Annotated in this window: 17 protein-coding genes; 15 read left to right on the top strand and 2 right to left on the bottom strand. The window is 71.2% G+C overall.

Annotated elements, in window-relative coordinates; genetic code table 11:
* Nucleotides 1–94: 94 nt before the first annotated feature.
* From ACFQU4_RS19785 to def, 14 genes are all read left to right on the top strand, one after another.
* A complete protein-coding gene (locus ACFQU4_RS19785; protein ID WP_377495047.1) occupies nucleotides 95–628 on the top strand; it encodes a hypothetical protein in 534 nt (177 codons plus the stop codon).
* Nucleotides 625–1,272, top strand: coding sequence for a MazG family protein (locus ACFQU4_RS19780; protein WP_377495045.1), 648 nt, complete (start codon nucleotides 625–627; stop codon nucleotides 1,270–1,272). The genes ACFQU4_RS19785 and ACFQU4_RS19780 overlap by 4 nt, the downstream gene beginning before the upstream one ends.
* The gene (locus ACFQU4_RS19775) at nucleotides 1,269–1,925 is read left to right on the top strand and encodes a phosphoribosyltransferase (RefSeq protein ID WP_377495043.1); all 657 of its coding nucleotides are present in this window, start codon (nucleotides 1,269–1,271) and stop codon (nucleotides 1,923–1,925) included. The genes ACFQU4_RS19780 and ACFQU4_RS19775 overlap by 4 nt, the downstream gene beginning before the upstream one ends.
* A 27-nt stretch (nucleotides 1,926–1,952) precedes the next feature.
* Nucleotides 1,953–2,507, top strand: coding sequence for an adenylate kinase (locus ACFQU4_RS19770; protein ID WP_377495041.1), 555 nt, complete (start codon nucleotides 1,953–1,955; stop codon nucleotides 2,505–2,507).
* Nucleotides 2,508–2,580: 73 nt separating this feature from the next.
* Complete coding sequence (locus ACFQU4_RS19765) at nucleotides 2,581–3,057, top strand: hypothetical protein (RefSeq protein ID WP_377495038.1); 477 nt, start codon at nucleotides 2,581–2,583, stop codon at nucleotides 3,055–3,057.
* Nucleotides 3,054–4,046, top strand: coding sequence for a pyridoxal-phosphate dependent enzyme (locus ACFQU4_RS19760; RefSeq protein WP_377495036.1), 993 nt, complete (start codon nucleotides 3,054–3,056; stop codon nucleotides 4,044–4,046). The genes ACFQU4_RS19765 and ACFQU4_RS19760 overlap by 4 nt, the downstream gene beginning before the upstream one ends.
* 162 nt (nucleotides 4,047–4,208) lie before the next feature.
* A complete protein-coding gene (gene eno / locus ACFQU4_RS19755) occupies nucleotides 4,209–5,489 on the top strand; it encodes a phosphopyruvate hydratase (RefSeq protein WP_377495034.1) in 1,281 nt (426 codons plus the stop codon).
* 15 nt (nucleotides 5,490–5,504) lie between these two features.
* Entirely contained in the window at nucleotides 5,505–6,110 is a 606-nt protein-coding gene (locus ACFQU4_RS19750; RefSeq protein WP_377495032.1) for a septum formation initiator family protein, read from the top strand.
* Nucleotides 6,107–6,658, top strand: a complete 552-nt coding sequence (locus tag ACFQU4_RS19745) for a DUF501 domain-containing protein (protein ID WP_377495030.1) — start codon at nucleotides 6,107–6,109, stop codon at nucleotides 6,656–6,658. The genes ACFQU4_RS19750 and ACFQU4_RS19745 overlap by 4 nt, the downstream gene beginning before the upstream one ends.
* Nucleotides 6,659–6,758: 100 nt before the next feature.
* Complete coding sequence (locus ACFQU4_RS19740) at nucleotides 6,759–7,682, top strand: exopolyphosphatase (RefSeq protein WP_377495028.1); 924 nt, start codon at nucleotides 6,759–6,761, stop codon at nucleotides 7,680–7,682.
* Between the two features lie 53 nt (nucleotides 7,683–7,735).
* Nucleotides 7,736–8,152: a helix-turn-helix domain-containing protein gene (locus ACFQU4_RS19735; RefSeq protein ID WP_377495026.1), complete on the top strand. Its 417-nt coding sequence runs from the start codon at nucleotides 7,736–7,738 to the stop codon at nucleotides 8,150–8,152.
* Complete coding sequence (locus ACFQU4_RS19730; RefSeq protein WP_377495024.1) at nucleotides 8,149–9,003, top strand: alpha/beta fold hydrolase; 855 nt, start codon at nucleotides 8,149–8,151, stop codon at nucleotides 9,001–9,003. The genes ACFQU4_RS19735 and ACFQU4_RS19730 overlap by 4 nt, the downstream gene beginning before the upstream one ends.
* A complete protein-coding gene (locus tag ACFQU4_RS19725; RefSeq protein WP_377495021.1) occupies nucleotides 9,000–9,512 on the top strand; it encodes a glycine cleavage system protein R in 513 nt (170 codons plus the stop codon). The genes ACFQU4_RS19730 and ACFQU4_RS19725 overlap by 4 nt, the downstream gene beginning before the upstream one ends.
* Nucleotides 9,509–10,054: a peptide deformylase gene (gene def / locus ACFQU4_RS19720; protein ID WP_377495018.1), complete on the top strand. Its 546-nt coding sequence runs from the start codon at nucleotides 9,509–9,511 to the stop codon at nucleotides 10,052–10,054. Before ACFQU4_RS19725 ends, def begins: the two co-directional genes overlap by 4 nt.
* A gap of 1 nt (nucleotide 10,055) precedes the next feature.
* On the opposite strand, the gene ACFQU4_RS19715 is transcribed toward def, so the two are convergent.
* Nucleotides 10,056–11,732, bottom strand: a complete 1,677-nt coding sequence (locus tag ACFQU4_RS19715; RefSeq protein ID WP_377495016.1) for a serine/threonine-protein kinase — start codon at nucleotides 11,730–11,732, stop codon at nucleotides 10,056–10,058.
* Between the two features lie 187 nt (nucleotides 11,733–11,919).
* The gene (locus tag ACFQU4_RS19710; RefSeq protein ID WP_377495014.1) at nucleotides 11,920–12,849 is read right to left on the bottom strand and encodes a TIGR03620 family F420-dependent LLM class oxidoreductase; all 930 of its coding nucleotides are present in this window, start codon (nucleotides 12,847–12,849) and stop codon (nucleotides 11,920–11,922) included.
* A gap of 86 nt (nucleotides 12,850–12,935) precedes the next feature.
* Between ACFQU4_RS19710 and ACFQU4_RS19705 the strand changes: the two genes are divergently transcribed.
* Nucleotides 12,936–13,622, top strand: coding sequence for a TetR/AcrR family transcriptional regulator (locus tag ACFQU4_RS19705; RefSeq protein ID WP_377495012.1), 687 nt, complete (start codon nucleotides 12,936–12,938; stop codon nucleotides 13,620–13,622).
* The last annotated feature ends 8 nt before the right edge of the window (nucleotides 13,623–13,630 follow it).

Raw genomic sequence — 13,630 nt, 5'->3', positions numbered from 1 at the left:
GTCGCCTGATACCAAGGTCGAGGGTATCGGTGATCACGCGCCGGGCCGGGCTTCGATTGATCGTGCGGCGGACGTCGCTTGTAACATGACGCCGGTGAAGATCCTGCACCGTATTGCCGGCCTGATCGCCGCCGCCGCTGTTGTCGTCACGACGGGCTGCGCGGGCAGCGCTCCGGACGTCGCGGCCTATGTCGGCCCGACCCGGATCAGCGACCGGCACCTGCACGAGATCACCGTCGCCGCCGACGAGGTGCTGCGCACCCAGGGGCAGCGGGCGAGCTCGGGCGGCGTGCTGAACGGGCTGGTCCTGGGCGAGATCGCGGAGCAGACGGCGGCCGAGCGCGGGATCAAGATCTCCGACTCCGAACGCGATGCGCTGATCTCGCCGTCCAACCTGGGCTCGCTGCTCGGCGACGGCCGGACCCGGCAGCTGGCGTACGCGCTCGCCGACGCGGAACTGGTCCGGATGCGGGTCGGCGACGAGCTGTTCCTGAAGTCGCTCGGCGAGGCCCAGGTGCGGCTCAACCCGCGGTTCGGGACCTGGCAGCCGGAGGCGTACGCGCAGGGCGGGTCCATGGTCGGCGCCGGCTCCGAGTCGCTGTCGCTGCCGGCACTTCCGCGATCATGACCGCGGCGGCCACCGGAGCTGAGGTCTTCCCCGAGCTCAGCCGGCTGGCCGAGGTGATGGCGACCCTGCGCCGCCGTTGCCCGTGGGATGCCGAGCAGACCCACCGTTCGCTGGTCCAGTACCTGATCGAGGAGACCGGGGAACTGGTCGAGGCGATCGAGACCGGCGACCAAGATCATCTCGCCGAGGAGCTCGGCGACCTGCTGCTGCAGGTGTACTTCCACGCCCAGATCGCGTCCGAGGCACCCGCCGGGTTCGACCTCGACGACGTCGCGGCCGGCGTCGCCGACAAGCTGGTCCGGCGGCACCCGCACGTCTTCGCCGCGGAGACCGCACCGGCGGACCTGAACGGGACCTGGGAGCAGCGCAAGGCGGCCGAGAAGGGCCGGACCTCTGTCCTGGAAGGGATTCCGGAGCAGCTGTCCGCGCTGGCCCGGGCGAACAAGATCATCAGCCGGGCCCGGTCCCGGAAGGTCGGCGTGGAGTTGCCGGAGCAGCCGATCGAGTCCGCCGAGGTCGGCTCGCAGATCGTCGCGCTGGTGGCCCGGGCCCAGGCGGCCGGCATCGATCCGGACCAGGCCGTCCGCGATGCCGTACGTGATCTTGAAGCAGCCGTACGGACAGCGGAGCAGGAACGGCCATGATCAGCAGCCGGTACGCCGACCGGGCCGAGGCCGGCCGGCGACTGGCCGCCCTGCTGGACCCGCCGGAGGATCCGGCCGCCGCACCGACGGTCCTGGCACTGCCCCGCGGCGGCGTCCCGGTCGCCGCACCGATCGCCGAACGGTTCGGGGTACGCCTCGACATCGTCGCGGTACGCAAGCTCGGCGTGCCGGACCAGCCGGAACTGGCGATGGGCGCCCTGGCCCGGATCGGGGACCGGGTCGAGCACCTGCGCAACGACCGGGTGATCGCCCAGTCCGGCGTGACCGAACCGGCCTATCAGCGGGTGCTGGCCGAGGAGCGGCAGACCCTCGACGCACGGCACCAGGCACTGCGAGGCGACCGGCCCGCGCTCGAGCTGACCGGCCGGCCGGTGATCATCGTCGACGACGGCCTCGCCACCGGAACGACCATGCTGGTCGCGATCGAGGCGGTCCGCCGGTGCGGCGCGGCGTCGGTGACCGCCGTCGTCCCGGTGGCCTCGGAGCAGGCGGCCCGGCTGATCGCGGACCGTGCGGACCGGCTGGTCTGCCCGTCGGTGCCGGCGATCTTCCGCGCGGTCGGCCAGGCCTACCGCGATTTCGATCCGATCCCGGAGGCCGAGGCGCGACGGATCCTTAACCCCGAGCGCTAGCCGGCACACACCACTAAGATCCCAACGGTGATCAACGAGGACGGCACGCCGGCGCGCCGGATCATGGTCTACGGGGTGACCGGCTCGGGCAAGACGACGCTGGCCCGGCGGCTCGGCGAGCGGACCGGGCTGCCGTGGCACGCGGTGGACGACCTGACCTGGAACCGGCCCTGGGTGCCGGTGCCGATGGACGAGCAGCGCCGCCGGATCGACGCGATCTGTGCCGGCGACGCCTGGATCCTCGACCATGCGTACGGGGCCTGGCTGGACGTGGTGCTGGAGCGGGTCGAGGTGATCATCGCGCTGGACTACCCGCGGCTGCTCTCGCTGGGGCGGCTGATCCGGCGCTGCCTGGTCAACGTGATCACCCGCCGGCCCACCTGCAACGGCAACATCGAGACCTGGCGGACCACGTTCCGGCGCGACTCGATCATCTGGTGGCACTTCAAGTCCTGCGGCCCGAAGAGCGCCCGGATCCGCCGCTGGGCGGCCGACCCGGAAGGTCCGCGGGTGATCGTCTTCCGCCGCCCGGCCGAGGCCGAGCGCTGGCTGTCCGAGCTCGATCGCGACAGCGTCGCGTAGCCGCCGGAGCCGGATGTCGGGATGGTCGCCGGATCGGCCACACCCGTTGATCAGTGTCGGTACTGTCTTGTGGGTGACACTTCCCAATCCGGAGACGTACCCGAATCCGGAGCAGCGGCCGCACCCGACGATGCAGCCCATGCCGCACCACCCGGGCCTGCCCGGTCAGCATCCGATGCCACCGGCGCCGCGGCCGAGTGTGGAGTTGCAGCGCGACGCCGCCGCGGCGATGGCCGCCCGCCGTGAACTGGGACCGGACTTCGACGACCAGATCGCGGCCGGCCTGGCCGAGCGGATGGAGCAGCTTGCGTACCACCGCGGCGTCGAACTGCAGGAGCAGCACCGGGCCTCCCGGGTCGAGGAGGCGGCTGAACGGTCGACCCGGACCCAGCGGTTCGCGCTCGGGATCGTCTCGCTCGGTGCCGGCATCCCGATCACCGCGATCAGCGCCGGCATGGTCGATCCGCCCTTGATCGGCGTCCTGGTCTCGTGGGGCGGCATCGTCGCGGTCAACGTGGTGCACGCGCTCGGCGGACGCCGCCGCCGTTGACCAGCCAGAACTGTGAGGTCGCGCCGGGAGTGCCGTCGGTCCGGCTGGTGACGCCCGAAGAACTGCGTACGGCCGCGACCCGGATCGCCGGCGAGATCGTCGCCACGCCGACCGTCGCCAGCCCGGGCCTGACCTCCCTGCTCGGGGTGCCGGTCACCCTGAAACTCGAACAACTGCAGCGATCCGGGTCGTTCAAGTCCCGCGGCGCGCTGGCCAAACTGCTCACCCTGGACGCGGCGGAGCGGGCCGCCGGGGTGGTCACGGTCAGCGGCGGCAACCACGGCACGGCGCTGGCCGACGCGGCCGGTTCGCTCGGCATCGCGGCGACGGTGGTGATGGCGAAGGCGGCGCCGCAACGGTCGATCGACGCCTGTCGCGCGTCGGGTGCCGAGGTGCGGCTGACGCCGGACATGGCGGACGCCTTCGCGCTGCTGGACGAACTGGTCGCCGAGGGTCGTACCCTCGTCCATCCGTTCGATGACCCGGTGGTGGTCGCGGGACAGGGGACCGTCGGCCTGGAGTTCGCGGCCGCGGCGCCGGACCTGACCGACGTGCTGGTCAGCATCGGCGGCGGCGGGCTGATCGCCGGCGTCGGGGTGGCCTTCCGCGAGGTCAATCCCGGGGTACGGATCTGGGGCGTCGAGACGATCGGGGCGGACGCGATGACCCGGGCCCTGGCCGCCGGCGGGCCGGTCGACTTCCGGCCGACCTCCATCGTCACCACCCTCAGCGCTCCGCACGTGTCCCAGCTGACCTACGAGCACGTACGGGCTCTGGTCGAGGACGTTCTGGTGGTCTCCGACGACGCCGCGGTGGCCGGCGCGATCACCCTGGCCGAGCGGGCCGGGGTGTGGGCCGAACCGGCGGCCGGCTGCCTGATCCCGGCGGCCCGGACCGTGCTCGAGCGGGTCGGCCCGGACGCCCGGCTGGGCCTGGTGATCTGCGGCGGCAACACGACGGTCGAGGGCCTGGCCCAGGCCGCCCGCTGAGCCGGGACCACTCTCCCAGTTGGTCTGCATTTCGTGGGACGCACACGCGCCGTTCGGCGGGCGCGTCCGGGAACGGCCGGAATGTGTCGTTACGCTGGGGACGCAGTGCCCGAATCAGAAGTGCAGTAGGGCCCATTCAGACGTTGAAAGGCAGCTAAGTTCGTGGCCAGTATCGAGTTTGTCGGCGCCCGGGAGATCCTCGATTCCCGCGGCAACCCAACGGTCGAGGTCGAGGTCATTCTCGACGACGGTGCGGAGGGCCGGGCTGCGGTCCCGTCCGGTGCGTCGACCGGTGCGTTCGAAGCGGTGGAATTGCGGGACGGCGGTGACCGCTACGGCGGCAAGGGCGTCAGCAAGGCCGTCCTCGGCGTGATCGACCAGATCGGCCCGGAGCTCCTCGGGTACGACGCCAGCGAGCAGCGGCTGATCGACCAGGCGATGCTCGACCTGGACGACAGCGACAACAAGGCCAAGCTCGGCGCCAACGCGATCCTCGGCGTCTCGCTCGCGGTCGCGCACGCCGCGGCCGATTCCGCGGACCTGCCGCTCTACCGCTACATCGGTGGCACCAACGCCCGCACGCTCCCGGTGCCGATGATGAACATCCTCAACGGAGGAGCGCACGCCGACTCCGATGTCGACGTGCAGGAGTTCATGATTGCACCGATCGGCGCGAGCACGTTCGCCGACGCGGTGGAGCAGGGCGTGTCGGTCTACCACGCGCTCAAGTCCGTCCTGAAGCAGAAGGGCCTGGCCACCGGGCTCGGCGACGAGGGCGGCTTCGCCCCCAACCTGCCGCAGAACGTGGCCGCGCTGGAACTGATCGCGACCGCGGTGGAGAAGACCGGGCTGACCCTGGGCACCGACATCGCGCTGGCGCTCGACGTGGCCGCGACCGAGTTCTTCGCCGACGGCGCGTACACCTTCGAGGGCACCAAGCACAGCGCCGAAGAGATGACCGCGATCTACACCAAGTGGGCGGCGGACTTCCCGATCGTGTCGATCGAGGACCCGCTGGCCGAGGACGACTGGGCCGGCTGGGCCACCCTGGTCTCGCAGCTCGGCGACAAGCTGCAGATCGTCGGCGACGACCTGTTCGTCACCAACGTCGAGCGGCTGCAGCGCGGCATCGACGAGAAGGCGGCCAACGCGCTGCTGGTGAAGGTGAACCAGATCGGTTCGCTGACCGAGACCCTGGACGCCGTCGAGCTGGCCCACCGGAGCGGGTTCAGCTGCATGATGAGCCACCGGTCCGGCGAGACCGAGGACGTCACGATCGCCGACCTGGCCGTCGCGACGAACTGTGGCCAGATCAAGAGCGGCGCCCCGGCTCGGTCCGAGCGGGTCGCCAAGTACAACCAGCTGTTGCGGATCGAGGAGGACCTGGACGACGCGGCGCGCTACGCCGGTGCGGCCGCGTTCCCGCGATTCAACCTCCGCTAAGGAGACAATGGATCGATGTCAGCCCGGCGCAACCTTCCCCGCCCTGCCGCGGCTCCCGGACGCAAGACGGCCCGACCGAAGGGTTCCCGGCGCACCGCCGGGGACCGGTCGGGCCCGGCCGCGCCCGGGCCGATCGATGACCACACCGACTCCACTCCGGCGTCGCGCCCCGTCTTCCGGCGCCGGACCAGCGTCACCACCCGAGCCATCGCGCTCGCGGTGGTGTTGCTGATTCTGACGATCTCGTACGCGAGCAGCCTGCGGATCTACCTGGAACAGCGGCAGGAGATCGCCGCGACCAAGGCCAAGCTCACCGAGCGGGAGGCCGCGATCGGCGGCCTGCAACGGGATCTGGACCGCTGGCAGGACGACGCGTACGTCGAGGCGCAGGCCCGGGAACGGCTCGGCTGGGTGCTGCCCGGCGAGGTCGGCTACCGGGTCGTCGAGGGCGCCCCGACCGACGACCCGACCGGCGCACCGCAGCAGCAGGAGGACCAGACGCCGTGGTGGGAGCGCCTGCTCGGCTCGCTCGCCCGGGCCGACCAGCCCCCGCCGGCACCGGCCCCGGAACCGACCGAGGAGCCGACGATCACGGCCAGCTCCGCGCCGAAGCCCCGATGATCACCGTGCGTACGCCCGGATCCCCGAAGCTCGAACCCCTGTCGGCGGCCGACGAGGCCGTGATCGAGGAGCAGCTGGGCCGGCCGCCCCGGGCCATGGCCGGGATCGCGTACCGCTGCCCGGCCGGGCACCCGGGCGTGGTCGCGACCGAGCCGCGGCTGCCGGACGGGACCCCGTTCCCGACCACCTACTACCTGACCTGCCCGCACGCGGTCGCGGCCTGCTCCCGGCTGGAGTCGAACGGCGTGATGGCCGAACTGGGCGCGCGGCTGGCCGAGGACCCGAAGCTCGCCGCCGCGTACCGGCGGGCGCATGAGGCGTACCTGGCGGACCGGGCGGCGCTCGGCGACGTACCGGAGTTGGCCGGGATCAGCGCGGGCGGGATGCCGGACCGGGTGAAGTGCCTGCACGCCCTGGTCGGCCACAGCCTGGCCGCCGGACCGGGCGTGAACCCGATCGGCGACGAGGCCCTGGCCCAGCTCAAGCCCTACTGGCCCCAAGCCCCCTGCCAACCCGCTGCCCCCGAACCCCCACCCCCACCCCGCTGACCGGGCACAAGAGCAGGCGTTTTCGCGGTGTGTCGCTGCACGACTGCCGACTCACCATGCGGATAGGGGAGGATGTGGCCGACGTGGGAGGTTTCCGATCATGACCAGGGTCGCCGCCATCGATTGCGGTACGAACTCGATCAGGCTGCTGATCGCCGAGCCGGGCCCGGACGGCCGGCTGGCCGAGCTGGAGCGCCGGACCGACATCGTCCGGCTCGGCCAGGGGGTCGACGCGACCGGCGAGTTCCATCCCGACGCGCTGGCCCGGACCTTCGCGGCCACCGAGGGCTACGCCCAGTTGATCAAGGACGCCGGCGTACCGGTCGACAAGATCGACTTCGTCGCGACCTCGGCGGCCCGGGACGCCGGTAACCGGGAGGCCTTCTTCGCCGGCATCGAGGAGCGGCTCGGTGTCCGGCCGGAGGTGATCAGCGGCGACCGGGAGGCGGAGCTCTCCTTCACCGGCGCGGTGAGCCGACTGCCGGACGGCCCGGGACCGGTGCTGGTGATGGACATCGGCGGCGGCTCGACCGAGTTGATCTTGGGCGAGCGGGACGGCACGATCCTGGCCGCGCGGTCGCTCGACGTCGGCTCGGTCCGGCTCACCGAACGGTTCCTCGGCGCCGGGCCGCCCGATCCCGATGATCTTGACCGGGCCACCGAGCACGTCGACCGGCTGATCGACACCAGCGGTGTCGATCTTGGTGCAGCCCGGGTCTGGGTCGGCGTCGCCGGTACGGCCACCACGCTGGCCGCGGTCAATCTCGGACTGGACGTCTACGACCGGAGCAGGGTGCACGGCTCGATCATCACGGTCGACGAACTGTCCGGGCTGCTGGCCGACCTGGCGGCGAAGACCGTCGAGGAGATTCGCGCCATCCCGTCGATGCATCCCGGCCGGGCAGACGTCATCTGCGGCGGCACTCTGGTCGCGACCCGGGTGGCCCGACGGGTGAGCGCGGATCGGATGGTCGTCAGCGAGGCGGACATTCTGGACGGGATCGCCCTCTCCCTCCTGGGCTGATTCCGCAAAATACCCAATGCGAGGGTATTGATTGGTCAGATATGGTCGTATACGTGTCTGATCAGCTCTATTCGGTACGAGACGTTGCCGCGCGGCTCGGCGTACACGAGCGCACCATCCGTAACTACCTGCGCAGCGGCGCGTTGCGCGGGACCCGGATCGGCAAGCAGTACCGGATCGCCAGGGATGACGTGGAGGCCTTCGCCGGCGGACCGGTGATGGCGCCCGAGCCGGCGAAGAATCCGGCCCGGGCCGAGGTGACCAGCGTCATCGAGCTCGAGCCGATCACCGCCGAACAGCGCGCCCGGCTGGAGACCTTGATCATTTCCCTGCCGGGCGAGGTGCGGCCGGTGCCGTTGCGCGTGCAGACCATGATCGACGAGGACCGATCGCGGATGAAGATCATCGCGACCGGTGACCTCGGAACGATCACCCGATTTCTCGACGCGCTGGAAGGAGCGCTGCCATGACCACGATCTATCGCACGGAGGCCGGCGCCCGACGGCTCGAACAGCACTACCGCGACCTGCTCGCGGCCTGGCCGGTCGAGTCCGAGCACCGGTTCATCCCGACCCGGGAGGGCGAGACCTTCGTCTGCGTGTCCGGGCCGGTCGATGCACCCGCGGTGATCTTGTTGCACGGGTCCGGCTCGAACAGCGCGATGTGGCTGGGCGATGTGGCGGCGTGGTCGGGCGAATTCCGTACCTATGCGGTCGATCTGGTCGGCGAGCCCGGCCTCAGCGCCCGGTCGCGGCCGGCGCTCGACTCGTCGGCGCCCGCGCTGTGGCTGGACGACGTGCTGGACGGACTCGAGCTTGATCATGCCGCGGTCGTCGGCATCTCGTTGGGCGGTTGGCATGCCCTGGACTACGCGATCCGGCGGCCGGACCGGGTCGACCGGCTGGTCGCATTGTGCCCCGGCGGGCTCGGCCGGCAGACCATGGGCTGGCTGCCCGCGGTGATCTTGCTCCGTCTGCTGGGGCCGTGGGGCGTCCGCCGGTCGGTGGCGATGGTCGCCGGGATCGACCCGAAGACCTCCGGCCCGGAGCTCGAGTACACCGCGGCCAACTTCGGCGAGTTCCTGCCCCGGAAGGAGCGGCTCCCGCTCTTCACCAACGAGGCGCTGCGCGGGCTCGAGGTGCCGGTCATGATCATCGTCGGCGAGCGGGACGCGATGTTCGACAGCGCGGAGACGGCACGCCGCGCGGCCGCGCTGCCGCATGCCACGGTCCGGTCCTTGCCGGGGATCGGGCATGCGGTGCTCGGCCAGACCGCACCGATCCTGGAGTTTCTGCGCGGCTTTGGCACAATGCCCGGGTGACTCATCTCGCCATCACCGTGCTGGGGCATGACCGGCCCGGCATCATCGCCCGGACAGCAGACCAGCTGGCCGACCTGCAGATGAACCTCGAGGACTCCTCGATGACGCTGCTCCGCGGTCATTTCGCGATGACCCTGATCTGTACGGGCAGCACCACGGCGGCCGAGGTGGAGGCCAAGCTCGCCACGATCATCGACGACTCGCTCTCGGTCAGCGTGCGCGAGATCGATCCGGAGGCGGACCAGGCGCCGGTCGGGGAGTCGTACCTGATCACCGTGCACGGTGCCGACCAGCTCGGCATCGTCGCCCGGCTGACCGGCGTGCTGGCCGAGGCCGGCGGCAACATCACCGATCTGTCCACCCGGCTGTCCGGCGAGCTGTACCTGTTGCTCGCCGAGGTCGACCTGCCGCCGGGTTCCGTCGAGGACGTACGTCAGCGGCTGGGCGACGTGGCGGCCGAGCTCGGCGTCGGGGCGAACCTGCGCCCGGTGGAGCGCGACGAACTGTGACCTTCCAGCTTCCGGCGCTGCCCACCGGGCAGGTCCGCGACGTGGTGCGCGCGCCGGCCCCGGTACTGTCCACGCCCTCGCCCGAGCTCGATCCGACCAGCGACGAGGCGGCCCAGCTGTGTGCCGACCTGGTGGCGACGATGCGGGTCTCGCCGGGCTGCGTGGGCCTGGCCGCGCCGCAGATCGGCGTGGCAGCGCGGGCGTTCTGCGTCGACGTCACCGAGCATCCGAAGACGAAGTCCTGCCACGGCCTGATCGTGTTGATCAACGCCGAGGTGATCACCGCCAGCCGGAACGAGAAGTCCCGTGAGGGCTGCATGTCGGTGCCGGACTTCACCGGCGACGTCAAGCGGGCGAACCGGGTCACCGTCGCCGGCGTGCTGCCGGTCACCGGGGAACGGATCGAGATCGTCACCGACGCCTTCGAGGCCCGTGCCCTGCAGCACGAGATCGACCACTGCGCCGGCCTGCTGTTCCTGGACCGGGTCGCCGGTGCGCACGCCGTCTTCCCACGCAAGGTCTACCAGGACCCGCGCGCGTAGCCTACTGGGCCGGATGGACCGCCTTCACGTTTCCATTGAGGTCCGCGACCAGGTACCCAGAGGTCTTCTCGCCGGCCAGTGACACCAAGATCGCCGGTACGCCCTCGTTCGTCCCGACCGTGATCGCCCGATGGTCGGGACTGTCGACTCTGAGAGACTTGTCGGCCCGCTCCAGCAGGTCGGGGAGGAGCTTCCAGTCGATCTTGGAGACGTCGACCTCAGGGGTATAAGGGTCGTCCGCGGTATTCAGAAAGTCGACGACTCCGCTGGATGTGTAGACGTAGATGTCAGACTTGCCGCTGCTCGCCTCGGCTCGAGAGTAGGCGGTCGCGTAGTGGTCGTACACGGTGAGGTTCTTGAACGTCGTGGTTCCGAGGCCCTCGCCAAAGGCCTTGATCACCTTCTCCATGCCGGCTGTGGTCAGCAGCGTCTCCGACTTGGCCGGTTTGACGCGCTTCGACGGTTCGCCGGCCGCGAGCCCCGCCCGTTCGCGGAACCACGGGACGACTGCGGGCCCGATCACTACCGCTGCGGCGGTCAGCGCCAGGACGAGCGTGCTGATCACGATCCCGGCGACGACGCGCGCGCCGCGTCGCTTCGTGTGCTGCTTCTTGGCTGGACCAAGAGTCCAGAGGTGCTTGGTGACGGGAACCGAGCGGATACGGAGTTCCGTAGGCTGGCGGTCTTGCGACTCCGCGGCGGGGGAGCTGGCGCTCGCGGCCGGCAGTTGCTGGGAGCCGACCGGCGACGGGTGGGCAGTCTCGGACGGGGGCAGGGGTGCCGATGGCGGTGAGGCCGCGAGTCCCGGAGACTCGAGGTGGTGCGGGCCCGATTCGAGGGCGCGGACCAGCAGCGGGTCGAGCTGTTCGGCGGTGGCCCGCTCGGCAGGATCGGCGACCAGCACCGCGCGCAGCGCCGGGTCCAGGGCTCCGGACCGGGTCGCGGCCGGGACGACCCCAGACACGACGGCGGCCAGCGTCGCGGCCGTCGTCGACCGGCGCAGCGGATGGGTCCCCTCGACGGCGACGTACAGCAGCATGCCGAGCGACCACAGGTCCGAGGCTGGGTTGCCCTCGCTGCCGTACAAGCGCTCCGGGGCGATGTAGGCCGGGGACCCGGTCAGCCCGCCGGTCATGGTCAGTCGGGAGGTGTCGGCGAGCTCGGCGATGCCGAAATCGGTCAGCACGGGGCTGCCGTCCGGCCGGAGCAGCACGTTGGCCGGCTTCACGTCGCGGTGGCAGATCCCGGCGGCGTGCGCGGCCCGGAGCGCGCCGAGCAGCCCGCGGCCGAGCTCGGCCACCTCGTCCGGCGCCATCGGGCCGGCGGCGAGCTTGTCCTCCAGCGTGCCGCCCCGGACGAGCTCCATCACCAGCCAGGGATGAGTCTCGCCGGGCAGGTCGAGGATGTGGTGGATGGTGACCACGTGCGGGTGGTGGATCCGGGCCAGCGCCTGGGCCTCGCGGAGCACCCGGGTCCGCAGCATCTCGGCGAACTCGGGATCGGTCGCCAGCCCCGGATCGGCCGGCTTGACCTCCTTCAGCGCGACCTCGCGCTGAAGTAGCTCGTCCAGCGCCCGCCAGACCGCCCCCATCGCACCCGAACCGAGGCGCTCGATCAGTCGGAACCGGTCGTCGATCAGATCACCGGGCCCCCGCTCCTGTGCTACGGAGTCAGCCACAGTGGACCGAATGCGGAGCTGGTGTCGTGGGAGAAAACGGTGGCAGGGGGGATCATGCCTCGATCCTGGCCTTGGCGAGGGCTCAGCGGTAGGCCCTGGAGCGGTCACGCACCGGTCATCTACCGGTCATGATCGACATGGTCGCGCGCCGGGTCGGTGGCCTTCAGTCCACGGCCAGTCGCAGGGGTCAGCCGACCGGGAGTTGCAAGTGGCCGGACAGGGCGGGCGCGAGGCGGTCGGCGAGATCGGCGGACTGGGTCAGGGTGGCCGACGGTACGGCCGTGATCACCACCTGATCGGCGCCGGCGTCGAGATGATCTTGGACCCGCGCGGCGATCGTTTCGGGAGTGCCGAGGGCGAACCGGGCGTCGATCAGGGCGTCGCTGTTCCGGTCGGCCAGGTCGGCGTCGGTGTAGCCCAGTCCGCGGAGAGCCTTCGCGTAGCCGGACTGTGCGTCGTCGAGCATCCCGGTGCCGCGGACGGCCGCCCGGGCCTTAGCGAGATCGGGGTCGTCGACCGCGAGCAGAATGGTGATCAACAACGGGTCCGGGCCGAGCAGTTCCCGGGTCCGCCGGGTGTGCTCGACGGGCATCGCGGCCGGAAAGGCTCCGTCGGAATGATCACGGGCCAGCTCGGTCATCTTCGGCCCGAGCGCGGCGACCACGCGGGGGAACGGGACGGACGGTCGTGGAGCCCAGTCGGCCGAGGCGGCCATCTGCTCGAGGTAGGTCCGGGTCCGCTCGAGCGGCCGGGTCCAGGTCTGGCCGCTGGCCTCGACGTACTGCGGTCCGCTGACGCCGATGCCGAGCAGGAACCGGCCCGGGTACGCGTCGGCCAGCACGGCGGCGCCGCCCTGCATCGCGCCCGGATGCCGGGCCCACAGGTTCGCGACCGACGAGCCGACGGCGATCCGGTCGGTCGCCGCCAGCAGGACGCCGAGCTGGGCGAACACGTCCCGCCCGCCGATGCCCTCGTTGATCCAGATCGTGCCGTACCCGGCCCGATCGATCCGCCGCGCCGCCTCGCGCCACTCGTCGGCCGGGGCGACCGGCGCCATCAGGCCGAAGCCGACCCGGCCGATCCGGGACCGGGTCTCGGCGGCGATGGTTGCTGTCATGGGAGTCTCCTCTAGAATCGGAACGGTGAGCCCGGTTAACCACCGTACCGGAACGCTCAGCCCGTTTTCAACGAACGAGAGGTGAGATGCCCGAGACCCTGCGCGCCGACGCCCGGCGCAACCGTGACCGGGTGCTGTCCGCTGCCCAGGAGGCGTTCGCCGAAGCCGGCTCGCTGGTGCCGCTGGACGAGATCGCCCGGCGCGCCGGAGTCGGCGCCGGCACGGTCTACCGGCACTTCTCGACCAAGGAGTCACTGTTCGCCGAGGTCGTGGTCGAGCGGCTGGAGGCGATCATCGAAGAGGGGCGGTCGCTGGCGTCGGCGGCCGATCCCGGCCAAGCGTTCTTTGACTATTTCGCGCTGGTGGTGGAGCGAGCCACGTTCAACCGGGCCGTCTGCGAGGCGCTCGAGCAAGGGGCGGCGTCCCAGTGCTCGGCGCGGATCGACGTCGAGTTCGGCGAGGCGTTCGACACGCTGCTCCGCCGAGCCCAGGAAGCCGGGGCAGTGCGGCCCGACGTCGACATCACCGACGTCCGCGCCCTCCTCGGCGGCTGCCTGGCGATGGAGCGCGGGCGTCGCCTGCCGGGCCGGATGGCCGCGCTGGCCAGTGACGCGCTGCGACCCCAGGCTGTAACGAAATCAGAGTTACGTAACGTAACGTGTGAGGTGTGCGGTCGCGCGCTGGAGCCGTCCCGCTCCGGTCGGCCGGCCCGCTACTGCAGCCCAGCCTGCCGGCAGAAGGCGCACCGGCAGCGCCACCCCGCCACCTCCTGACCCAGGAC

This window comes from Microlunatus sp. GCM10028923, from assembly GCF_042666975.1.
In the GTDB taxonomy this organism is placed as follows: Bacteria; Actinomycetota; Actinomycetes; order Propionibacteriales; family Propionibacteriaceae; genus Microlunatus.
Note: the sequence above shows the minus strand (reverse complement) of the source record. Positions and strands in the feature narration are given on the sequence as shown.

Excerpts from the sequence above, each read along its gene's own strand:
- ACFQU4_RS19780 (WP_377495045.1), top strand. The coding sequence starts at position 625 with ATGACCGCGGCGGCCACCGGAGCTGAGGTCTTCCCCGAGCTCAGCCGG.
- ACFQU4_RS19775 (WP_377495043.1), top strand. The coding sequence starts at position 1,269 with ATGATCAGCAGCCGGTACGCCGACCGGGCCGAGGCCGGCCGGCGACTG.
- ACFQU4_RS19750 (WP_377495032.1), top strand. The coding sequence starts at position 5,505 with ATGTCAGCCCGGCGCAACCTTCCCCGCCCTGCCGCGGCTCCCGGACGC.
- ACFQU4_RS19745 (WP_377495030.1), top strand. The coding sequence starts at position 6,107 with ATGATCACCGTGCGTACGCCCGGATCCCCGAAGCTCGAACCCCTGTCG.
- ACFQU4_RS19740 (WP_377495028.1), top strand. The coding sequence starts at position 6,759 with ATGACCAGGGTCGCCGCCATCGATTGCGGTACGAACTCGATCAGGCTG.
- ACFQU4_RS19730 (WP_377495024.1), top strand. The coding sequence starts at position 8,149 with ATGACCACGATCTATCGCACGGAGGCCGGCGCCCGACGGCTCGAACAG.
- ACFQU4_RS19710 (WP_377495014.1), bottom strand. The coding sequence starts at position 12,849 with ATGACAGCAACCATCGCCGCCGAGACCCGGTCCCGGATCGGCCGGGTC.
- ACFQU4_RS19705 (WP_377495012.1), top strand. The coding sequence starts at position 12,936 with ATGCCCGAGACCCTGCGCGCCGACGCCCGGCGCAACCGTGACCGGGTG.